The sequence below is a fragment of the Streptomyces globosus genome, assembly GCF_003325375.1.
GTDB classification, from domain to species: domain Bacteria; phylum Actinomycetota; class Actinomycetes; order Streptomycetales; family Streptomycetaceae; genus Streptomyces; species Streptomyces globosus_A.
This window is the reverse complement of record NZ_CP030862.1, coordinates 1,579,988-1,601,668: the sequence shown is the minus strand read 5'-3', so window position 1 is coordinate 1,601,668 and position 21,681 is coordinate 1,579,988. Positions and strand designations below refer to the sequence as shown.

Genomic DNA, 21,681 nt, shown 5'->3' with positions numbered 1-21,681 from the left:
GGCGGCGGTTGTGCCGGGGGCGGGGATGCCCTCGGGGCTTCCGGGGGCGGGCCTCGCCGACGGCGGTCTGCCGGCGGCCGGGTGGCCGCCGCGGGCGGGCCCGCCCCCCGGCGGGGCGTCTTCGCCGAGGGCGGTGGCTGCTGTCAGGCCTCGCCCGCTGGTCGGGTCGGGGCGGCTCCGTGCCTGGCGGGGCCTGCCCTCATGGGCAGCGGCCGTTGCGGGGCGGTGGGTGCGCTAGGGCCGGTGAACCTTCCCGGCCACAGCACTAGGAGGGGTGGTGGCTTGTGGCGGCGGCGATGGCGTCCGCCAGGCGGTCCAGGACCGCCGAGGCCTGTTCGTCGGTGATGGTCAGCGGCGGCAGGAGGCGTACGACGCTGGAGTGGCGGCCGCCCAGTTCCACGATCAGGCCGCGGCGCAGGCACTCCCCGCGGACGGCGGCGGCGAGGCCGCTCGCGGCGGCACCGGTCGCCGGGTCGGCGAGTTCGACGCCGATCATCAGGCCGCGGCCCCGCACGTCCGCGACGCACGGCTGCTGCGCGGCCAGCCCGCGGAGGTCGGTGAGCATGCGTGCACCGAGTTCCGCGGCGCGTTCGGCGAGGCGGTTCTCCCGTACGTAGGCGAGGGTCGCGGCGCCGGCCGCCATCGCGAGCTGGTTGCCGCGGAACGTGCCGGCGTGGGCGCCGGGCGCCCACACGTCCAGCGCGGACCGGTACACGATCACCGCCAGCGGCAGGCTGCCGCCGATGGCCTTCGACATGACCATCACGTCGGGGACGACCCCGGCGTGGTCGACGCCCCAGAAGGCGCCGGTCCGGCCGACGCCCGTCTGCACCTCGTCCGCGATGAGCGGGATCTCCCTCGCCGCGGTGATCTCGCGCATGCTGCGCAGCCAGGCGTCCGGGGCGGGCAGGACCCCGCCCTCGCCCTGCACGGGCTCGACGAGCATGCCGGCCGGCGCCGGCACGCCGCCCTTGGGGTCGTCGAGCAGGCTCTCGGTCCAGCGGGCGCCGAGCCGCGCCCCCTCGGCGCCGCCGACGCCGAACGGGCAGCGGTGGTCCTGCGGGTACGGCAGCCGCGTCACCCGCACGTCCGGGGCGCCGCCCGACGCGCCGAGGGAGCCCGCGGTCATGCCGTGGTAGGCGCCGGTGAAGGCGAGGAGCCCGGAGCGCCCGGTCGCGGTGCGGACCAGGGTGAGTGCGGCCTCCACCGCGTCGGTGCCGGCGGGCCCGCAGAACTGGATCCGGGCGTCGGCGGCCAGTCCGCCGGGCAGGGTGGCGAACAGCTCGGTGGTGAAGGCGTCCTTGACGGGCGTCGCGAGGTCGAGGACGTGCAGCGGGGCCCCCGAGTCGAGGACGCCGCGTACGGCCTCCAGCACCACGGGGTGGTTGTGCCCCAGCGCGAGGGTGCCCGCGCCGGACAGGCAGTCGAGGTAGCGGCGGCCGTCCGCGCCCTCGATGGTGAGGCCGCGGGCCCGGACGGGCACGATCGGCAGGGAGCGGGCGTACGTGCGCGCCGCGGACTCCCGCATCGCCTGCCGCCGCAGGATGCCCTCCGCCGCGGCCGCTCCGCCCGCTCCGGGTGCCGGGCCCCCTTGGGGCGGTACCTGGGCCGGGGCCGTGTGCTGCTCCGCCAATGCCACGAGTGTCGGACCTCCCGCACTGAAATCGCCCTGCCGGATCGTTTCTGACCCGGATTCCGCTTCCCCGCCCGCCCCGCTCTCCCGTACGTACCAACGACGGCGGCGGCGCCGGAACACGGGGCGGGCGCAAGAACCTTGGGGCGGCGCGGCGGGAAGTCCGGGCCGCCCGGGGGCCGGACGGGAACCGAGGGGGCGGGCTGCGCCGTCCCCGACTGCGACGGCATAGTGGGGTGCTGCATCCGCGGCCGCACCTCACGGCGTCCGCAGCCCATGCCCGGAAACACCAGGGGGACTCACGACATGCGACCGAACCGACCGGTCACCGCGATCCTGTGCGCGGCGGCACTCGCGATGACCGCCGCCTGCGGCCCGGGCGACGGGGAGGCCGGCGGCGACGCCAAGCCCACCGTGGCGGCGAGCCTTCCGTCCGGAGGCGAAGGGATCAAGATCCCGGACCAGCTGAAGGACAAGCTGAAGCAGCACGGCATCGACCTGGAGAAGTGGCGGGGAGGTGAGTGGAAGAACTGGAAGAAGGAGGACTGGCTCCGCGAGGCGGGCGACTACATCAACCCGGTCATCGAGGGCCTGTGGGACCCGGACCGGATGCGGGAGGCGGCGAAGACGCCGCAGCCCCCGGCGGTCGATCCGGACGCGGGCAGGGACCAGGGCGTCACCGACCCGGCTCCGGCGGCGGTGCCGGCGAAGCCGGCGGCCACGCCGTACCGCTCGACGATCCCCGCGTCGGGCAAGGTGTTCTTCGACGGCCCCGAGGGCTCCATGGTGTGCTCGGCGACCGTGGTGAAGGACCCGGCGCGCCCGGGCAAGTCGAACCTGGTGTGGACGGCCGGGCACTGCGTGCACGCCGGCAAGGCCGGCGGCTGGTACCGGAACATCGCCTTCGTCCCGTCGTACAACAGCGCGGGCAAGTCGGCGGCGCAGCTCAAGGGCGCGCCGCGGCAGGAGGTGGCCCCGTACGGCGTGTGGTGGAGCGACTGGGCGCAGACCTCCGACCAGTGGATCTCCACGGGCGGGCCGACGGGCGGTGCGGGTGCCCCGTACGACTTCGCCGTGCTGCACGTGGTGCCGGAGAAGAGCACCGGCAAGTCGCTGGAGGAGACGGTCGGTGCGGCGCTCCCGGTGGAGTTCAACGCGCCGGCGGTGCCGAAGCTGTCCGGGATGACGGCGACGGGCTACCCGGCGTCGGCCCCGTTCGACGGGCAGAAGGCGTACCAGTGCACCGACAAGCCGGGGCGGCTGACGCTGAAGGCGAACGATCCGGTCATGTACCGCATCGGCTGCACGATGACGGGCGGTTCGTCGGGCGGCGGCTGGATCGCCGCGGGCAGTGACGGCAAGCCGGCGCTGGTGTCGAACACCTCGATCGGCCCGGCGAAGGCGGGCTGGCTGGCGGGTCCGCGGCTGGGCCCGGAGGCCAAGGGGATCTTCGACGCGGTCAGCGCCAAGTTCAGGTAGTCCGGCAGCCGGACACGGCCGAGTGCCCCCTGCGCGTGCAGGGGGCACTCGGCTTTCGCGCGCCCGGCGGTGCGGGCGGCGCGGCTACTGCTTGGCCGGAACGAACGGCGCCAGTTCGGCGGCCAGTTCCGGGTGGACGAGCACCTTGAGCAGGGTGCCCTCCGGGGTGTGCTCCTCGGAGACCACCTCGCCTTCGGCGTGCGCCCGGGCGACCAGCGAGCCGTGGGTGTACGGCACGAGGGCTTCGACCTCGACGGACGGCCGGGGCAGTTCGGCGTCGATGAGCCGCAGGAGCTCCTCGATGCCCTGCCCGGTGCGCGCGGAGACGGCGATCGAGTGCCGCTCGATGCGCAGGAGCCGCTGGAGGACCAGCGGGTCCGCGGCGTCCGCCTTGTTGACCACGACGATCTCGGGCACGTCGGCCGCGCCGACCTCCCGGATGACCTCGCGGACGGCGGCGAGCTGCTCGTCCGGGGCGGGGTGCGAGCCGTCCACGATGTGCAGGATGAGGTCGGCGTCCCCGACCTCCTCCATCGTGGAGCGGAAGGCCTCGACGAGGTGGTGGGGCAGGTGCCGGACGAAGCCGACGGTGTCGGCCAGGGTGTACACCCGGCCGCTGGGCGTCTCGGCCCGGCGGACGGTCGGGTCGAGGGTGGCGAACAGGGCGTTCTCGACGAGGACGCCCGCGCCGGTGAGGCGGTTGAGCAGGGAGGACTTGCCGGCGTTCGTGTAGCCGGCGATGGCGACGGAGGGCACCTTGTTGCGGCGCCGCTCCTGGCGCTTGATGTCGCGGCCGGTCTTCATCTCCGCGATCTCCCGGCGCATCTTCGCCATCTTCTCGCGGATCCGGCGCCGGTCCGTCTCGATCTTGGTCTCACCGGGGCCGCGGGTGGCCATACCGCCGCCTCCGCCGCCGCCCATCTGCCGGGACAGCGACTGGCCCCAGCCGCGCAGGCGCGGAAGCATGTACTGCATCTGCGCGAGGGCGACCTGCGCCTTGCCCTCTCGGGACTTGGCGTGCTGGGCGAAGATGTCGAGGATGAGCGCGGTCCGGTCGACCACCTTGACCTTCACGACGTCTTCGAGGGCGATGAGCTGGCCGGGGCTGAGCTCACCGTCGCAGACGACGGTGTCGGCGCCGCTCTCCAGCACGATGTCGCGCAGTTCGCGCGCCTTGCCGGAGCCGATGAAGGTGGCCGGGTCGGGCTTGTCGCGGCGCTGGATCACGCCGTCGAGGACGAGGGCGCCGGCGGTCTCGGCGAGGGCGGCGAGCTCCGCGAGGGAATTCTCGGCGTCCTGCACGGTGCCGGACGTCCACACGCCGACGAGGACGACGCGCTCCAGGCGGAGCTGCCGGTACTCGACCTCGGTGACGTCTTCGAGCTCGGTGGAGAGGCCTGCGACGCGCCGGAGTGCGGCGCGCTCGGAGCGGTCGAACTGGTCGCCGTCCCGGTCTCCGTCGATCTCGTGGCTCCAGGCGACGTCCTCTTCCATCAGGGCGTCGGCCCGGAGGCTCTCGGTGAAGCTCTGCGGTTCGCGCACGTCGTCCTGTGCGGCCCGCGCGTCCTGGGAAGCGGAAGAAGAGGAGGTCATTGGATCCTTACGTCGGTGTGTGGGCGGTGTCGGAAGGGGCCCGCCTCGGCGGGTGCCCGGCCGCGGTAGGCGGTCGGGGCCGTTTCCCGGCGGCCGCGGCCGCCGGAAGCACGTGCGACACCTTACTGACGTGTGCAACGTCGCATGCGGCCGGGAGATTCCCCGGCGCGGTGCGGCCCCGTCGATGGTGGCATGCCCCTTCCTGCCGGGTCACACGCTTTTCGCGCCGCCCCATTCCGGGTGTCCGGGCATCGGGGGCGTGGTCTTGCCGTACAGCCAGGGCTTCAGGAAGGGCTCCATGTCGCGTCCGGCCTCCTGGGAGGCGAGGCGGACGAAGTCGGCGGTGCCGGCGACGCCGTCGCGGTGCTCGGTGACCCAGCGGCGCTGGATGCGGTCGAAGGCGGCCGCGCCGATCTCCTGGCGCAGGGCGTACAGGACGAGCGCGGAGCCGTCGTAGACGACGGGCCGGAACAGTCCGATCTTCTGGCCGGGGGCGGCGGGCTTGGGGGCGGCCGGGGGGCCTCCGGAGGCGCGCCACTGGTCGGAGCGCTCGTACGCCTCGCGCATGCGCCGCTCCAGGGAGTACTTGCCGAGGTGGTCGGCGTAGAGGGCCTCGTACCAGGTGGCATGGCCCTCGTTGAGCCACAGGTCGGACCAGGTGCGGGGGGTGACGCTGTCGCCGAACCACTGGTGGGCGAGCTCGTGGACCATGACGGCCTCGACGTACCACTCCGGGTAGCCGTCGCCCGCGAAGAGGCCGCTCTCGAAGAGGGAGAGGGTCTGCGTTTCGAGCTCGAAGCCGGTCTGGGCCTGGGCGATGAGCACGCCGTAGTTCTCGAAGGGGTAGCGGCCGACGCGCTCCTCCATCCATGCGATGTGGCCGTGGGTCTTCTTCAGCCAGGGTTCGAGGCGGGCCCGGTCGGCGGCGGGGACGACGTCGCGCAGCGGCAGGCCGTGGGGGCCGGTGCGGTGCAGGACGGCGGATTCGCCGATGGAGACCTGGGCGAGCTCGGTGGCCATGGGGTGCAGGGTCCGGTACGTCCAGGTGGTGGGGCCGGCGGCGGTGCGGACGGGCAGCGCGCCGGCGACGCCGTTCGCGACGGCGGTCAGCCCTTCGGGGGCGGTGATCCGGAAGGTGAAGTAGGCCTTGTCGGCGGGGTGGTCGTTGCAGGGGAAGACGCGGTGGGCGGCGTCGGCCTGGTTGGCCATGGCGAGTCCGTCCGCGGTGGGGACCCAGCCGCCGTCGGCGGCGCCGCGCGGGTCGCTGGTGTGCCGGACGGCGATGCGGAGCGGGGTGTGGGGGGCGACGGGGCTCTCGGGGGTGAGGACGAGGTCCTCGCCGACGCTCTCGAAGGCGGCGGGCTGCCCGTTCACCTCGGCGGAGGCGACTGTTCCGTGGGTGAAGTCGAGGTTGATGCGGTCCAGGGCGGTGAGGGCGCGGGCGTCGATCCGGGTGACGGCGTCGAGGGGGGTCCTGTTGTCCTTGTAGGTGAGGGAGAGGTCGTACGAGAGGACGTCGTAGCCGGGGTTGCCCAGGTGCGGGAACAGCGGGTCTCCGATGCCCAGCGGCGTCGGCGGGGGCAGCGCGGCGGCGACCAGGCCGAGGGAGGCCGCGGCGAGCAGGGAGGCGCGCAGGCGCGGGGAGGTGAGCTGCATCCCCCACCGCTTACCAGCGCCCGCCGCGCGGCCGGGTACGGCGCGCGACGGTTCCACCCGAACGGGACCTCCGGGCGCGGGAGGGGCCGCCGTGCGGCTGACGGCCCGCCGCGGCCCGGCACCGGCGGGGCGCGGTCCGCGGCGGCGGCCCGCCGGTCAGGCGCGGCCGACGTCGTACACGCCGGGCACGTTCCGCATGGCCCGCATGAGGGCGGGCAGCCCGGCGGCGTCGGGCAGCTGGAGGGTGTAGGTGTGCCGGACGCGCTGCTCGACGGGCGGTTCGACGGTGGCGGAGACGACTTCGACGCCTTGGCGGGCGATGGCTTCGGTCAGGTCGGCCAGCAGGTGGGGGCGGCCGAACGATTCGGCGGTGAGGGTGACGCGGCAGTCGGCGGTGGCCCGCCAGTGCACGGCGACGGTGGTGCGGCCCAGCGCCCGCATCCGGGCCACGGCCTCGCAGCCGACGCGGTGGACGGTGACGGCCCCGCCGCGGACGACGAACCCGGCGACGGCATCCGGCGGGACCGGCGTACAGCAGCCGGCCAGGCGCACGGTGGCGTCGGGCAGGTCGGCGACGGCGTTGCCGCCTCCGCCGCGGGCCCCGACGACGGACAGGGGGGCGCGGGCGGGTGTGGTGGTGGGGGTGGCCCCGTCGGGGTGCTGCCGGAGCCAGCTGGTGATCGCGATCCGGGCGGCGGTGGTGCGGGCGTGGTCGAGCCAGTCGGCGCCGGGACCGGAGGAGGAGTCGTGGGAGAGCAGCAGCTGGACGGTGTCGCCGTCGGAGAGCCGTGAGCCCAGCGAGGTCAGGCGCCCGTTGACCCGGGCGCCGATGCAGCCGTGGGCGGCTTCGCCGTGCTGGGCGTAGGCGGCGTCGATGCAGGTGGCGCCGGCGGGGAGGCCGAGCGTGCCGCCGTCGGGGCGGAAGACGGTGATCTCCCGGTCCTGGGCGAGTTCGGCGCGCAGCCCGCTCCAGAAGGTGTCGGGGTCGGGTGCGGAGCGCTGCCAGTCGAGGAGGCGGGCGAGCCAGCCGGGCCGGGTGGGGTCGGCGCGCTCCTCGTCGCCGTCGGCGTGGTCGCCGGTGGCGTACGGGTTGCCGAGGGCGATGACGCCGGCCTCGGCGACGCGGTGCATCTGGCGGGTGCGGACGATGACTTCGGCGACGTACCCGTCGGGTGTGGCGACGGCGGTGTGCAGCGACTGGTAGAGGTTGAACTTGGGGGCGGCGATGAAGTCCTTGAACTCGGAGACGACCGGGGTGAAGCAGGTGTGGAGCTCGCCCAGCACGGCGTAGCAGTCGGCGTTCTCGCCGACGAGGACGAGGACGCGGCCGAAGTCGGAGCCGCGCAGCTCGCCGCGTTTGAGGGACACGCGGTGGACGGACACGAAGTGCCTCGGCCGGACCTGTACTTCGGCGGCGATGCCGGCGTCGCGCAGGACGGAGCGCACGGAGTCGGCGATGCCGGGCAGCGGGTCGCTGCCCGCCTGGGCGGCGATGAGGGCGCGGGTGCGCTCGTACTCCTCGGGGTGGAGGATCGCGAAGACGAGGTCTTCGAGTTCGGTCTTGAGGGCCTGGACGCCGAGCCGTTCGGCGAGCGGGATGAGGACGTCGCGGGTGACCTTGGCGATGCGGGCCTGTTTCTCGGGGCGCATCACGCCGAGGGTGCGCATGTTGTGGAGCCGGTCGGCGAGTTTGATGGACATGACGCGGACGTCGTTGCCGGTGGCGACGAGCATCTTGCGGAAGGTCTCGGGCTCGGCTGCGGCCCCGTAGTCGATCTTCTCGACCTTGGTGACGCCGTCGACGATGAAGCCGACCTCCTCGCCGAACTCGGCGCGGACCTGATCGAGGGTCACCTCGGTGTCCTCGACGGTGTCGTGGAGCAGGGAGGCCGTCAAGGTCGTTGTCTCCGCGCCGAGTTCGGCGAGGATGAGGGTGACGGCGAGCGGGTGTGTGATGTACGGCTCACCGCTCTTGCGCATCTGGCCGCGGTGGGAGGACTCCGCGAGGAGGTACGCGCGGTGCAGGACGGAGAGGTCGGCGTCCGGATGGTGGGCGCGGTGCGCCTCGGCGACGTGGCCGATGGCGTCGGGCAGCCGGTCCCGGGGGGCGGGCCCGAGGAGGGCGGCGCGCCCGAGTCGGCGCAGGTCGATGCGGGTACGGCCCCGTCTGCGGAGTTCGGGGCGCGCTTCGGGTCGTGCTTCGGGGTTCGTGGCCTCTGCACTCATGGGCACCTCCGGCGGCTTCGACCGGCTGTGGCGGGCATGGGGTGAGCCCTCGGGGCCGGTGTCTGATGCTACCGACCCCACCACGTGGCGCAGTCCGCCTCTCGCTGAGCGTGAAACGGATCACCCATGAGAGGGAACCTTCAGGCGAAGGCCGTTTCCTTGAGCCAGGAGGGGTCGAACTCCCCCGCCGCCACGATCACGGCCGGTCCGGTCATGTCGATCCGGCCGTCGGGGTGTTCGGTGATGTAGAGGGTACCGCCGGGGAGGTCGACCGTGTACGTGACGGGTGCTCCGGTGGCCGCGGGGTCGAGTCCGTCGCGGCGGATGGCGGCCACGGCGACGGCGCAGGCGCCGGTGCCGCAGGAGCGGGTCTCGCCGGATCCGCGCTCGTGGACGCGCATGGCGACGTGGCGGGGGCCGCGGTCGACGACGAACTCGACGTTCACCCCGGCCGGGTAGGCCTCGGCGGGGCTGTAGCGGGGCGCCTCCAGGAGCTTGCCGGCGTGGTCGAGGCTCTCGACGAACGCGACGGCGTGCGGGTTGCCCATGTTGACGTTGCGGGCGGGCCAGGCGCGGTCGCCGACGACGACGGTGACCTGCTCGTCGGGGAGCGCGGCGCGGCCCATGGAGACGGTGACGTCACCGCTCTTGTCGAGGTGGACGTGCTTGACGCCGCCGCGGGTGGCGACGGCGAGGTCGCCGGGTTCGGCGTGGCCGGCGTGTTCGAGGTAGCGGGCGAAGACGCGGACGCCGTTGCCGCACATCTCGGCGACGGAGCCGTCGCTGTTGCGGTAGTCCATGAACCACTCGGCCTCGCCGGCCATGTGCGCGGCCTCGGGGTGGGCGGCGGAGCGGACGACGTGCAGCACGCCGTCCGCGCCGATGCCGGCGCGGCGGTCGCAGAGCCTCGCGACGGCGGCCGGGGTCAGTTCGACCGCGTTGTCCGGGTCCGGGACGATCACGAAGTCGTTCTCGGTGCCGTGGCCCTTGAGGAAGGAGAGGCTGGTCTGCGTCACGGGACCATGGTACCGACCCGGTTTCCGCGCAGGTCGCAGGCGGGGCGGGAGGAAGGGCCGGTGCGGTTACCGGAGCCGGGCCACCCGGTAGGCGGCGAGGGCGACGACGGCCAGCGCGACGATCGCGTACAGCGCGGCGAAGCGCCAGTCGGGCCGGCGGCCGCTGCCGCGGGGCGGGAGCCCCGGCCAGGTGTAGCCGACGCGGCGGGCGGCCATCATGCCCCAGCCGGCGGCGCAGGAGCTGATCAGGAAGCCGAGCATGGCGACGACGGCGCCGCCGTCGCCGAATTCGAACGCGAGCGGGAAGGCGAACATCAGGGAGCCGGCGGCGGCCAGCATCACGATCGGGGCGATCTGCCAGATGCGGAGCTTGCGCTGCGGGCGGAGCTCGACCTCGTACGCGGGCCCCGAGGCGTCCTCGCCGTCGGCGGTGTCGGAGGCGTCGGGCCCGTCGGTGGTGAGCCGCTGGGGGTCCGCGGGCAGCCCGAGGCCGTCGCCGTCGGCGGGCTCGCCGAGGAGCGTCGGGTCCGCTTCGTCTCGGGCCCCGTCGCGCCCGGTGTCGCGAGGGCCGGCCTCCATTGCCACGCGCCCTCCCCACTCGGACTCCGCACGCTGCCGTTCACCGCCGGTGACCACACCCGCGGAATTTGATGATGGCACGGCCCGGGGCCCCGAACGGACGCGCGGGGCGTCCCGATGCCATCACGTGATCAGGCTGTAATCGCCCGTTCGACCAACGACTGCGCGAGTCGGGGGAGTTCCCGCCGGTCGGCGGCGGCGCCGCTGAGCCAGTGGACCCGCGGGTCGCGGCGGAACCAGGAGTCCTGCCGGCGGGCGAACCGCTTGGTGGCGCGGACGGTCTCGGCACGGGCCTCGTCCTCGGTGCACTCGCCGGCGAGGGCGGCGAGGACCTGCTGGTAGCCCAGCGCGCGGGAGGCGGTGACGCCCTCGCGCAGGCCGCGGGCCTCCAGTGCGCGCACCTCGTCGACGAGTCCGGCCTCCCACATGCGGTCGACGCGCTGCGCGATCCGCTCGTCGAGCTCCGGCCGGGCCACGTCGACGCCGATCTGCACGGTCTCGTAGAAGGCCTCGTGGCCGGGCAGGTTCGCGGTGAACGGCTTCCCGGTGATCTCGATGACCTCCAGGGCGCGGACGATGCGGCGGCCGTTGCCGGGCAGGATCGCGCGCGCCGCCGCCGGGTCGGCGGCGGCGAGGCGGGCGTGCAGGGCGCCGGGGCCGCCGCGCTCCAGCTCCCCCTCCAGCCGGGCGCGCACCTCCGGGTCGGTGCCGGGGAACTCCATGACGTCGAGGGCGCCGCGCACGTACAGGCCGGATCCGCCGACGACGACGGGCGTGCGGCCGCGGGCGAGCAGGGCGTCGATCTCGGCGCGGGCCAGGCGCTGGTACTCGGCGACGCTGGCCGTCTCGGTGACGTCCCAGATGTCGAGGAGGTGGTGGGGGACGCCGCCGCGCTCCCCGGTCGTCAGCTTGGCGGTGCCGATGTCCATCCCCCGGTACAGCTGCATGGAGTCGGCGTTGACGACCTCGCCGCCGAAGTGGCGGGCCAGGGCCACGCCCAGGTCGGACTTTCCGGCCGCGGTGGGGCCGACGACGGCGATGACCCGCGGGGCGGGGGCTGCGTTACTCACTGCCCCAGTCTCGCAAACCCTCCGGCGTGTACCCGATCGAGCTACGTGACGGCGGGCGGACGGGGTCGTTGCCCTGTCGTGGTTCCCCCGGGCGCGCGCCGGGCGAAGGCGCGGCGGGGCCGGTGGGAACTTCACCCTCACGAGTAGCGTTAAGGGAGTGGACATGGGTGTTTTCAGTCGGTTTTTCGGCCGGAAGGACGGAGCCGCGGCCGAACCGGCCGCGGCAGCGGACGTGACGGCGGATGTGACGGCGGAGTCCGAGGAGGCCGCTGCGGCAGCCGGTTCCGGTGGCGGGGCCGAGCCGGCGGAGGCTCCGGCGGCGGAGGCCGCCGACATCCCGAAGCAGCAGTCGGCTCGGGAGGCCGCGGACAGCGGGGCCGGCGAGGGCGCCCTGAAGTAGGCACGGCGACAGGAAGGTGACCATGGGTCTGCTGGACAATCTGAAGGCCAGGCTCGCTCCGGCGAAGGAGAGGGCCGGCGGCCTCGTGCAGCAGCACGAGGGCGCGATCGGTGCGGGCCTGGAAAAGGTCGCCGGAGTGGTGGACGCGAAGACCAACGGCAAGTACAGCGACAGGATCACGTCGGGGACGGGCAAGGCGAAGGAAGCCCTGGGCAGGATCGCGCAGCGGGAGGAGCCGGGCGGCGGGCCGACAGTGCCGCCCGCCTCCTCCTGAGGCGGTTGCGGAAGGGGCGCGGGCCCGGTTGCGGGCCCGCGCCCCTTCGCCGTGTCCGCGCGCCGGCGCGTACGGGCGCGCGGGCCGGCCGGTCAGGACCAGGCGGCGACGAAGTAGCCGACCCCGTAGGGCGCGTCCTCGTACAGCAGCCGCCCGGCGAGGCCGGCGTCCTCGGCGGCGCCCGCCAGGACCTGCCAGGGGGCGCGGCCGGCCGCGAGGAGCTCGCGGGCGAGGCCCGCGTCGAGGGCGGCGAGGGCGGCCGGGTCGGCGTCGGCGAGGGCGCGGGCCGCGGCGGCGTCGAAGCCGGCGGCGCGCTCGTCGAGGTAGCCGGGCGCCTTCAGCGTCCGGCGGGCGCTGCCGTCGCCCATCACGAGGAGGGCGACGCGGTCGGCGCGGGCGGCGAGCACCCGGCCGGCGGCCAGGCACTCCGCGGTCGGAAGCGTCTCGGCGACGGCGAGGCCTTCGAGGGGGGCGGCGCCCCAGCGGGCGCGGGCCAGCAGCCAGGCCCCGACGGCGAGCGGGGTGGGCAGCGTTCGCTCCGGCGCGGCCGCGGCCGGCTCTCCGGCGGATCCGAGGCGGACGTCGGCGGCGACGCCGAAGGGGCGGAAGGTGCCGGGGCTGCCCTCGGGGTAGGTCCCGGCGGCGTCCTCGGCGGCGGCGCCGACGACGACGAGCAGGTCGGGCCGGGAGGCGGCGAGCACCGCGAGCGCGTCGGAGCAGGCGGTACGGGCGTCCCCGAGTTCGGCGGCGGCCCCGGCGGCGGCCTCGGGCACGAGGAGGGGCGGGGCGGGGCAGACGGCGGCGGCTACGAGCATGATCCGCAGCCTAGTGCCGCGGCGGGGAAGATTCACCGGGCGCGCCCGCGGCCCGGCCGCAGCGGCGCCGGGTACGGCGCCGGGCCGCCCGGCAGCCGCCGCGCGGACGCAGCGGCCGCGGGCGGCCCGGAGAGAGGCGGGGGCGGCGGGGGCGGGTCAGCCGCTGATGCCGCAGCCGGGGGCGGACTCCGGAAGCGGAGCCGGCACCCCCAGCGTCGGGATGCCGAGCATGACGCCCTGCGGCTGCGCCGGGGCGGCGTTCCGCTTCTCCCAGGCGTCGCCGGCGCGGGTGCGCCGCACGGCCTTCGCCGCGCCTTCGGCCAGCAGGTGGTGCGGGGCGGCGTAGGTGATCTCGACGGTGACCACGTCGCCGGGGCGGACCTCCTCGTCCGGCTTGGTGAAGTGGACCAGGCGGTTGTCGGGGGCGCGGCCGGACAGGCGGTGCGTGGCGCCGTCCTTGCGGCCCTCGCCTTCGGCGACCATGACCTCCAGGGTGCGGCCGACCTGCTTCTTGTTCTCCTCCCAGGAGATCTCCTCCTGGAGGGCCACCAGGCGCATGTAGCGGTCCTGGACGACCTCCTTGGGGATCTGGCCGTCCATGTCGGCCGCCGGGGTGCCGGGCCGCTTGGAGTACTGGAAGGTGAAGGCGCTCGCGAAGCGGGCCTCGCGCACGACGTGCATCGTCTGCTGGAAGTCCTCCTCGGTCTCGCCGGGGAAGCCCACGATGATGTCGGTGGAGATCGCGGCGTGCGGGATGGCCGCGCGGACCTTCTCGATGATGCCGAGGAAGCGCTCCTGGCGGTACGAGCGGCGCATCGCCTTCAGGATCGGGTCCGAGCCCGACTGGAGCGGCATGTGCAGCTGCGGCATCACGTTCGGCGTCTCGGCCATCGCGGCGATCACGTCGTCGGTGAAGTCGCGCGGGTGCGGCGAGGTGAAGCGGACCCGCTCCAGGCCCTCGATCTGCCCGCAGGCGCGCAGCAGCTTGCTGAAGGCCTCGCGGTCGCCGAGGTCGGAGCCGTAGGCGTTGACGTTCTGGCCGAGGAGGGTGATCTCGCTGACGCCCTCGGCGACGAGCGCCTCGACCTCGGCGAGGATGTCGCCGGGGCGGCGGTCCTCCTCCTTTCCGCGCAGCGCCGGGACGATGCAGAAGGTGCAGGTGTTGTTGCAGCCGACGGAGATGGAGACCCAGGCGGCGTAGGCCGACTCGCGGCGGGTCGGCAGCGTGGAGGGGAAGACCTCCAGGGACTCGGCGATCTCGATCTGCGCCTCCTCCTGCACGCGGGCGCGCTCCAGCAGGACGGGCAGCTTGCCGATGTTGTGGGTGCCGAAGACCACGTCGACCCAGGGGGCCTTCCTGACGATGGTGTCCCGGTCCTTCTGCGCGAGGCAGCCGCCGACGGCGATCTGCATGCCGGGGCGCCGCGTCTTCATCGGGGCGAGCCGGCCGAGGTTGCCGTACAGCTTGTTGTCGGCGTTCTCGCGGACGGCGCAGGTGTTGAACACGACGACGTCGGCGTCACCGTCGGAGCCCTCCGGGGCCCGGGTGTAGCCGGCTTCCTCCAGCAGACCGGAGAGCCGCTCGGAGTCGTGCACGTTCATCTGGCACCCGTAGGTGCGCACCTCGTATGTTCCCTTGACGTCCACTGCCGTGCTCCGGTCGCTGCTGCTGGTCATGCAACAAGGGTAGGCGGTGCCCGGGCGGCCTCCGCCCGCCCCCGGGACCGGGCTGCCCGTGACAGCTCGGCGCGTCGGTGGCAGGATCGCGGCCATGGTTCTCGTTCCGCCCCGTTTCGGCAGGCGCACCGTCCTGTGGGGGGCGGTGGCCGTGCTCACCGTGCTCGGGACGCTGCTGTGGTGGCTGCGGCCCTTCGCGGAGCCGCAGCTGAAGGGCGACCTGACGCTCAGCACCGGCGGCCGCACCGGCGTCTACCACCGGTACGGGCAGCTGCTCGACGTGGCGCTGGCGCAGGACATGCCCGGCGTGGAGGTCAGGCTGGCGCCCAGCGAGGGCTCGCAGGAGAACCTGCAGCGGCTGGCGTCCGGGGAGGCCGACTTCACCATCGCGACGGCGGACGCGGTCGCCAAGTACCGGACGGACGGCAAGCGCGGCGCGGACGAGCTGCGCGGGTGCGCGCGGCTCTACGACGACTACGTGCAGCTCGTGGTGCCGGCCGGGTCGCCGGTGCAGTCGGCGCGGGACCTGCGCGGCAAGCGGGTCGCGATAGGGCAGCCGGCCTCCGGGGTGCGGCTGATCTCGGAGCGGCTGCTGGCGGCGGCCAAGCTGGACCCGGCGCGCGACGTCAAGGCGGTGTCGATCGGCATCGACACCATGCCGGCGGAGCTGGAGGCCGGGCGCATCGACGCGTTCTTCTGGTCAGGCGGCCTGCCGACGAACGCCGTGAAGGAGCTGTCGGAGCGCTTCGACATCCGGCTCGTGCAGCTCGGGGACCTGGTGGAGGACCTCCAGGGCAGCGGGAGCCCGGCCCGCTACTACCGGTCGGCGGTGATGCCGCAGGACGCGTACGCGCGGGCGCGCAACACCTCGGCGGTGGCGACGCTGGCCGTGCCGAACCTGCTGGTCACGACGGAGGATGCGGATCCGGAGCTGACCGAGCAGTTCACCCGCACCGTGATCAACAGCCGGGACGGGATCGGGCAGCAGGTGCACGCGGCGCAGCTGGTGGACCTGCGGACGGCGATCTACACCGACCCGCTGGACCTGCACGAGGGCGCCCAGCGGTACTACCGCTCCGTGAAGCCTTAGGCAGCCGGCAGCAGCATCATCGCGGCCGCGGCTGCGCCGATCAGCCCGGCGTCGGTGCCGAGGGCTGCCGGTACGACCTCCAGGCCGCCGGTGAAGGACAGCGCGGCGTAGTCGGCGAGGTGGGCCCGGACCGGCCCGAAGAGGATGTCTCCCGCGGCCGTGACGCCGCCGCCGATGACGGCGAGGTCGGTCTCGGTGAGGGTCGCGCAGGCGGCGATGGCGGCGGCGAGGGCGCGGCCCGCCCGGTCGAAGGCGGCGAGAGCCAGGGGGTCCCCGGCTGCCGCTGCCGCGGCGACCCCGGCCGCCGTGTCGTCGCCGTCGGGCACCCAGCCCCGGGCGAGGGCCCACCGTGCGATGGCCGTGCCGGAGGCGAGGGATTCCACGCAGCCGCGGCCGCCGCAGGCACACGCCTCGCCGTCGAAGGCGACGCTGATGTGCCCGATGTGGCCGGCGTTGCCGGTGGGGCCGGGGTGGAGCCGGTTGTCGAGGACCAGGCCGCCGCCGACGCCGGTGGAGACGACCATGCACAGGGCGTTGGCACGCCCGCGCGCGGCGCCCAGCCAGTGCTCGGCCGCGGTCATCGCGACGCCGTCCCCGACGAGCACGGTCGGCAGGGGCGCGCCGTGGCGGGCCAGTTCGGCCTCGACCCGGGCGCGGACGGGGAAGTCGCGCCAGGCGCCGATGTTGACCGGGCTGACCGTGCCGCGCGAGGCGTCGACGGGGCCGGCGCTGCCGATGCCGCAGCGTACGGCGCTCGGCCACAGCGGGGAGCGGGCCAGCTCGGCGACGACCTCGGCGACGGCTGCGAACACCGCGTCGCCGTCGCCGGCCGCGCCGCGCGGCGTGGGGCGGCGGGTGGCGGAGTCCATCGTCCCGTCAGGCCCGACCAGCGCGCCGGCGATCTTGGTTCCGCCGATGTCGATCGCCACGGTGGCGCCGTCGCCCGGGTCGGCGGGGCCGGGCGCGGGGAAGGCGGGGCGGGGAGTGGTCACGGCGGCTCCTGGACGGGGTCGGTCCCAGTATGCGGCCGGCGCCGGAGCCGTACCCCCCTGGGGCTCCGGCCGCGCCGGTGGCGGAATCCGCGTCGTTGCCATCCGCTCTCCCGCGCGGCACGTTGGTCGGCGTCCGGAGATTTCCCCCGAGCCCTCGGGACGCCTCATGCACGACGGCACCGCCGCCACCCCGCCCCTGCAACCGCCCGCCCCGGCACCGGCCCGGACCCTCCGGTTCGGCGCCAACTACACGCCGTCGCGCGGCTGGTTCCACCACTGGCTCGACTTCGACGCGGACGAGGTCGCGGCCGACCTCGACTCGATCGCCGCGCTGGGACTGGACCACGTACGGGTCTTCCCGCTGTGGCCGGTGTTCCAGCCGAACCGGGCGCTGATCCGGCCGCGCGCCGTGGAGCAGCTCGTCGCGCTCGTGGACGCGGCCGCCGAGCGCGGCCTCGACGTCAACGTCGACGGCCTGCAGGGGCACCTGTCCAGTTTCGACTTCCTGCCGTCCTGGACCGCCACCTGGCACCGCAGGAACATCTTCCGCGATCCGGAGGTGGTCGCCGGGCAGGAGGAGTACCTGCACGCCCTCGCCGCGGCCCTCGCCGGCCGGCCCAACTTCCTCGGCATGACGGTCGGCAACGAGGTCAACCAGTTCTCCGGCCCCCCGCACCCCGACCCCGACCCGGTCTCGCCCGGGGAGGCCGGCCGCTGGCTGGAGCGGATGCTGGCCGCCTGCGAGCGCGGCGCGCCGGGCCGGCTCCACCTGCACGCCGAGTACGACGCCGTCTGGTTCCGGGACGGGCACCCCTTCACCCCGGCCCAGGCGGCCCGCCTCGGCGCGGCCACCGCCGTGCACTCATGGGTGTTCAACGGGACCGCGCAGCGGCACGGCCGCACCGGCGCCGCCACCGAGCAGCACGCCGCGTACCTGATCGAGCTGTCCAAGGCGTGGGCCGCGGACCCGCACCGCCCGGTGTGGCTCCAGGAGGTCGGCGCGCCGGCGCCGCTGATCCCGCCGGAGCACGCGGCCGCCTTCACCGCGGCGACGCTCGCCGCCGCCCTGGACTGCCCGGACCTGTGGGGCGTCACCTGGTGGTGCTCACACGACGTGTCCCGGGACCTCGCCGACTTCCCCGAGCCGGAGTACGGGCTCGGGCTGCTGGCCAACGACCGGCGCCCCAAGCCGGCCGCGGCGGAGGTCGCCCGCGTCGCCGCGGCGTGGCGCGGCCGCGCGCACCGCCCGCCCGCACGGACCACCGCGCTGGTGCTGGACGGCGGCGGGGGGCCGGCCGCGCCCGGCCGGGCGGCGTGCGCGCCCGGCGGCGCGTTCTTCGAGGCCTGGGCGGTGCTCGCCGCCGACGGGGTCCGCCCCGCGGCGGTCCTCGCGGAGGCGGCCGCAGACCCCGCCCACCTGTCCGCGCGCGGCATCACCGAGGTGCTGCGCGTGCGGGACGTCGTAAGGCGTCCGAGATCCGACACCTGACCCCCATCCGAGGAGCCCGCATGTCCGAGGCCGACGACAGCGCCCACCCTCGTACGCCCTCCCCCCGGCCCCCGCTCCCCTCCCCGGCCGCCTCCGCCGCGGGCCCGCGCCCCACCCGGCGCTGGCTGGTCGCCGCCGGCGCCGGGGCGGGGGCCGCCGCCCTGCTCGGCGCCACGGGCCGGGCGCACGCAGGGCCCGCAGCGCCCGCAGCAGCCTCGGCGCACGCGGCCGCCGCGCCGCCGCCGGCCGCCGCCGCCGCACCGGGCGGCCCGGGCGGCCTCGCCCCGTACGCCTCCTACTGGTTCCCGGACTCCCTGCCCCCGGGCTCCCCCGGCCCCGGCATCGTGTGGCGCTCGCTGAAGGAGTGGGCCCCCGAGTCCGATCCGGACCTCGCGTACAACACCGCCTCCGTGCCGCTCGCGGAACGCTTCACGCCGGTGCCAGTCCACCCCGGCGCCCGCGCCGGGCAGGCCCGGATCGCCGCGCTCGTCTCCTTCGGGCCCACCGCCGGCAACCCCGCCCAGGGCTCCCCGACCTCCGACGCCTACGCCCTGACGCACTGGGCGTACATCGACGAGCTGGTGTTCTGGGGCGGCTCCGCCGGCGAGGGCCTCGTGCTCGCCCCCCAAGCGCCCGTCGTGGACGCCGCGCACCGCAACGGCGTCCGCGTCCTCGGGAACGTCTTCCTCCCGCCCGTCGCGTACGGCGGCGACCTGCAGTGGACGCGGGACCTGGTGCAGCAGGACGCCTCCGGACGCTTCCCGCTCGCGCAGAAGCTGGCCGAGGTGGCCGCCGCGTACGGCTTCGACGGCTGGTTCGTCAACGCCGAGACCGACGGCGGTGACAGCCTGCTCGCCGGCCGGATGCGGGGCTTCCTGCGCGCCCTGCGCGCGGCCGGCGCACCGCACGGGCTGCGGACCACCTGGTACGACGCGATGAACGACACCGGGCGGGTGGGCTGGCAGGGCGCGCTGAACCACCTGAACCGGGAGTTCTTCGAGGACCGTGCGGGGCCCGTCTCGGACGGCTTCTTCGTCGACTTCCGCTGGAGCCGCCGGAGCCTCGCCGACTCGGGCGCGCTCGCGGAGCGGCTCGGCCGCAGCCGCCACGAGCTGTGGGCGGCGGTCGACACGGAGGCCCGGGGCTGGGACGCGCCGGTCGACTGGGACGCGATCGTGCCGCGCGACCGCGACCACGTGGCGGGCATCGGCTTCTACCGGCCGGAGTGGACGCGCAACCACCTCGCGGACCGCTCCCCCGGCGCCTTCCACCGGGCCGACGACCGGTTCTGGACGGGCGAGTCCGCGGACCCCGCCCGCCCGGCGCCCGAGCGCGGCTGGCGGGCGCCCGCCACGGTCGTCGCGGACCGCTCGACCGTCGGTGCGCTGCCGTTCGCCTGCTCCTTCAACACCGGCCACGGCGAGCGCTGGTACGAGGCGGGGCGGGCCGTGTCCGACACGCCGTGGAACCACCTGGGGCTCCAGGACCGGCTGCCGGGCCGCCGCTGGGTCGTGGACACCGCCGGGCCGCGCCCGGAGGCGGCCTTGGACTTCGCCGCGGCCTGGCGCGGCGGCTCCAGCCTCCTCGTGGCGGGCCCGCTCACCGCACCCGCGGCCGTCGGGCTGCACGGCACGCGCTTCGCGCTGCCGGCGGCGGGCGTGCTGGAGCTGGTGCACCGCGCGGAGCCCGGTTCGGCGCCGGTGTCCGTCGAGGTCGGTGTCGCGGTGCGCGAGCCGCATGCCCCGGGCGGGCCGGTCCCGTACTCCTGGTTCGCGGCGGGCGGGGCACGGCCGGGGGCCGGGTGGCGCACGGCGCGGGTCGGGCTGTCGCGCCTGGCGGGCCGGACCGCGTACGGGCTGGCCGTACGGATCACGGCACTCGGCCGCACGGCGGTGGCGTGGCGGGTCGGCGCGGTGTCGGTACGCGACGACACCCCGCACCGGCGCCCGGGTGCCCCGCACACCCTGCGCGTGGACGCCGCGGCCCGGCGGGACGGCGCGGCCGAGGTGCGCCTGTCGTGGCGGCGGGCCGCCGGACCCGTCCGCCACTACGAGCTGCACCGGCTGCTCCCGGGCGGCGGCCGCAGGTTCCTCGGCGGCACGTGCGGCACCGCCCTGTACCTGCCGGAGGTCGTCCGCGCGGGGCGGGAGCGGGCGGCGGCCTTCGAGGTGCGGGCCGTGGACGAGCTGTACGCGGCATCCGCCCCGGCGCGCACGGCGCTCGCGTGGACCGGCTGACCGGGCCGCCCCGGCCGGCGAGGGGGCACCGGCCGGGGTCAGCCGCCGTGCGGGGCGCTGCGCGGCACGGCGACGGTCACGCGGAGCCCGTGCGGCCGGTTCGTCTCGTACGAGAGGGAGCCGCCGCCCGAGGTGAGCAGCGCCCGGGAGATCGACAGGCCGAGCCCGGAGCCCTTGATGTTCTGGTGGCGGCCGCTGCGCCAGAACCGGTCGCCGATGCGGAGCAGCTCCTCCTCGGTCAGTCCGGGCCCCCGGTCGGCGACGACGACGTGGACGAACGCCCCGTCCGCGGCGACGGAGACCTCCACCTCCTCGCCGGCGGGGGTGAACTTCAGGGCGTTGTCGATGACCGCGTCGAGGGCGCTGGACAGGGCGATGGGGTCAGCCCATCCGGTGACGGCGGAGCGCCCCGCCTCCCGGAGGCGTACGCCCTTCTCCTCGGCGTAGGGCCGCCAGGCGGCGACCCGCTCGCCGGTGAGCGCCCCGATGTCGGTGAGGGTGAGTTCGGCGGAGGCGTGCTCGGCGAGGGCCAGGTCCAGCAGGTCGTCCAGCACCTGGGCCAGGCGCTTGCCCTCGGCGCGCACGGACGCGATCTCCTCGTTGCCCTCGGGCAGTTCGAGGGCGAGCAGCTCGATCCGCAGGAGCAGCGCCGCGAGCGGGTTGCGCAGCTGGTGGGAGGCGTCGGCGACGAACGCCCGCTGCTGTTCCAGGACCTCCTCGACGTTGTCGGCCATCTCGTTGAACGAGCGGGCGAGGCGCCGGAGTTCCGGCGGGCCGCCCGAGGCCGCGACGCGCGAGTTCATCCGGCCGGTGGCGATGCCGTGGGCTGCCGCGTCGAGGGTGCGGACGGGCTTGAGCACCCAGCGGGTCAGCTGGAGCGCCGCGCCGAACGCGAGGAGCATCGCCGCGGCGAGCCCCGCGATGATGATCAGCCATCCGCTGAGGGTGCGGGCCCGCATCTGGTCGGTCGGCGACTCGGTGACCACGACCGCGACGACGTCGCCGTCGAGGACGACCGGCGAGGCGACGAGGAGTTTCGCCTGCGTCTGCCAGGGCCACACCTGCGGTGGGTCGTGGCTGCGCCGCCCGGCGAGGGCCTCCTTGAAGGCGTCCCGGCCCTCGCCCTTCTCCGGCAGCTGCCACCAGCCGGGCGCCCGGACCATCGCGTTGTCGTCGCGGTAGAAGATCCCCACCCGGATGCCGTACAGCTCCTGGTAGCGGGCCAGTTCCCGCTGGAGGGTCTCGCGGCGGTCGGCGGCGCCCGTGCTGCCGGAGGCCTCGGCGTCGAAGACGAACTGGGCGAGCGCGGAGAAGCGGGCGCTGTCGTCGATCCGGTCGACGATGACCCGCTGCTGCTGGCCGGCGGCCAGGCTCACGGCCAGCGGGAAGCCGAGGGCGAGCAGGACGCCCGCCATCAGGACGACGAGCAGCGGGAGGAGCCGGGCGCGCACGCCG

Annotated in this window: 17 protein-coding genes; 6 read left to right on the top strand and 11 right to left on the bottom strand. The window is 75.2% G+C overall.

The window, feature by feature from the left end; all coding sequences use genetic code 11:
* Positions 1-265: 265 nt before the first annotated feature.
* Positions 266-1,639, bottom strand: coding sequence for a diaminobutyrate--2-oxoglutarate transaminase family protein (locus C0216_RS07485; RefSeq protein ID WP_428985403.1), 1,374 nt, complete (start codon positions 1,637-1,639; stop codon positions 266-268).
* Positions 1,640-1,939: 300 nt separating this feature from the next.
* On the opposite strand from C0216_RS07485, the gene C0216_RS07480 reads away from it, so the two are divergent.
* Positions 1,940-3,112 (top strand): trypsin-like serine peptidase, encoded by a 1,173-nt coding sequence (locus C0216_RS07480; RefSeq protein ID WP_114054499.1) that lies wholly within the window; start codon positions 1,940-1,942, stop codon positions 3,110-3,112.
* An 84-nt stretch (positions 3,113-3,196) separates the two neighbouring features.
* On the opposite strand, the gene hflX is transcribed toward C0216_RS07480, so the two are convergent.
* The 6 genes from hflX to miaA all read right to left on the bottom strand — a co-directional run bounded on the left by hflX (position 3,197) and on the right by miaA (position 11,252).
* Positions 3,197-4,705: a GTPase HflX gene (hflX, locus tag C0216_RS07475; protein ID WP_114054498.1), complete on the bottom strand. Its 1,509-nt coding sequence runs from the start codon at positions 4,703-4,705 to the stop codon at positions 3,197-3,199.
* A 210-nt stretch (positions 4,706-4,915) separates the two neighbouring features.
* Positions 4,916-6,361 carry a M1 family metallopeptidase gene (locus C0216_RS07470; protein WP_114054497.1) on the bottom strand — a complete coding sequence of 482 codons (1,446 nt, stop codon included), beginning with the start codon at positions 6,359-6,361 and terminating at the stop codon, positions 4,916-4,918.
* Between the two features lie 156 nt (positions 6,362-6,517).
* Positions 6,518-8,587: a RelA/SpoT family protein gene (locus C0216_RS07465; protein WP_114054496.1), complete on the bottom strand. Its 2,070-nt coding sequence runs from the start codon at positions 8,585-8,587 to the stop codon at positions 6,518-6,520.
* Positions 8,588-8,727: 140 nt separating this feature from the next.
* Positions 8,728-9,603, bottom strand: coding sequence for a diaminopimelate epimerase (gene dapF / locus C0216_RS07460; protein WP_114054495.1), 876 nt, complete (start codon positions 9,601-9,603; stop codon positions 8,728-8,730).
* Between the two features lie 66 nt (positions 9,604-9,669).
* Positions 9,670-10,182, bottom strand: a complete 513-nt coding sequence (locus C0216_RS07455) for a hypothetical protein (protein ID WP_114054494.1) — start codon at positions 10,180-10,182, stop codon at positions 9,670-9,672.
* A gap of 131 nt (positions 10,183-10,313) precedes the next feature.
* The gene (miaA, locus tag C0216_RS07450) at positions 10,314-11,252 is read right to left on the bottom strand and encodes a tRNA (adenosine(37)-N6)-dimethylallyltransferase MiaA (RefSeq protein WP_114054493.1); all 939 of its coding nucleotides are present in this window, start codon (positions 11,250-11,252) and stop codon (positions 10,314-10,316) included.
* A 163-nt stretch (positions 11,253-11,415) separates the two neighbouring features.
* Between miaA and C0216_RS07445 the strand changes: the two genes are divergently transcribed.
* Together C0216_RS07445 and C0216_RS07440 are read left to right on the top strand one after the other, a co-directional pair.
* Complete coding sequence (locus C0216_RS07445) at positions 11,416-11,652, top strand: hypothetical protein (protein ID WP_114054492.1); 237 nt, start codon at positions 11,416-11,418, stop codon at positions 11,650-11,652.
* Positions 11,653-11,674: 22 nt separating this feature from the next.
* A complete protein-coding gene (locus C0216_RS07440; protein WP_114054491.1) occupies positions 11,675-11,926 on the top strand; it encodes an antitoxin in 252 nt (83 codons plus the stop codon).
* Positions 11,927-12,018: 92 nt separating this feature from the next.
* Here the strand turns inward: C0216_RS07440 and C0216_RS07435 are convergent, their stop codons facing one another.
* A complete protein-coding gene (locus tag C0216_RS07435) occupies positions 12,019-12,741 on the bottom strand; it encodes a hypothetical protein (RefSeq protein WP_114054490.1) in 723 nt (240 codons plus the stop codon).
* A gap of 156 nt (positions 12,742-12,897) precedes the next feature.
* Positions 12,898-14,418 carry a tRNA (N6-isopentenyl adenosine(37)-C2)-methylthiotransferase MiaB gene (miaB, locus tag C0216_RS07430; RefSeq protein WP_114054489.1) on the bottom strand — a complete coding sequence of 507 codons (1,521 nt, stop codon included), beginning with the start codon at positions 14,416-14,418 and terminating at the stop codon, positions 12,898-12,900.
* 94 nt (positions 14,419-14,512) lie between these two features.
* On the opposite strand from miaB, the gene C0216_RS07425 reads away from it, so the two are divergent.
* Complete coding sequence (locus C0216_RS07425) at positions 14,513-15,508, top strand: TAXI family TRAP transporter solute-binding subunit (RefSeq protein WP_114054488.1); 996 nt, start codon at positions 14,513-14,515, stop codon at positions 15,506-15,508.
* Here the strand turns inward: C0216_RS07425 and C0216_RS07420 are convergent.
* Complete coding sequence (locus C0216_RS07420) at positions 15,505-16,437, bottom strand: ROK family protein (protein ID WP_246042786.1); 933 nt, start codon at positions 16,435-16,437, stop codon at positions 15,505-15,507. The two genes, C0216_RS07425 and C0216_RS07420, sit on opposite strands and share 4 nt — an antisense overlap.
* A 229-nt stretch (positions 16,438-16,666) precedes the next feature.
* Between C0216_RS07420 and C0216_RS07415 the strand changes: the two genes are divergently transcribed.
* Together C0216_RS07415 and C0216_RS07410 are read left to right on the top strand one after the other, a co-directional pair.
* On the top strand, positions 16,667-17,989 hold the full coding sequence (locus C0216_RS07415) for a glycoside hydrolase 5 family protein (RefSeq protein ID WP_246042363.1): 1,323 nt from the start codon (positions 16,667-16,669) through the stop codon (positions 17,987-17,989).
* Between the two features lie 20 nt (positions 17,990-18,009).
* Positions 18,010-20,226 (top strand): endo-beta-N-acetylglucosaminidase, encoded by a 2,217-nt coding sequence (locus tag C0216_RS07410; protein WP_114054486.1) that lies wholly within the window; start codon positions 18,010-18,012, stop codon positions 20,224-20,226.
* A gap of 38 nt (positions 20,227-20,264) precedes the next feature.
* Here the strand turns inward: C0216_RS07410 and C0216_RS07405 are convergent, their stop codons facing one another.
* A complete protein-coding gene (locus C0216_RS07405) occupies positions 20,265-21,677 on the bottom strand; it encodes a sensor histidine kinase (protein WP_114054485.1) in 1,413 nt (470 codons plus the stop codon).
* Positions 21,678-21,681: the final 4 nt, after the last annotated feature.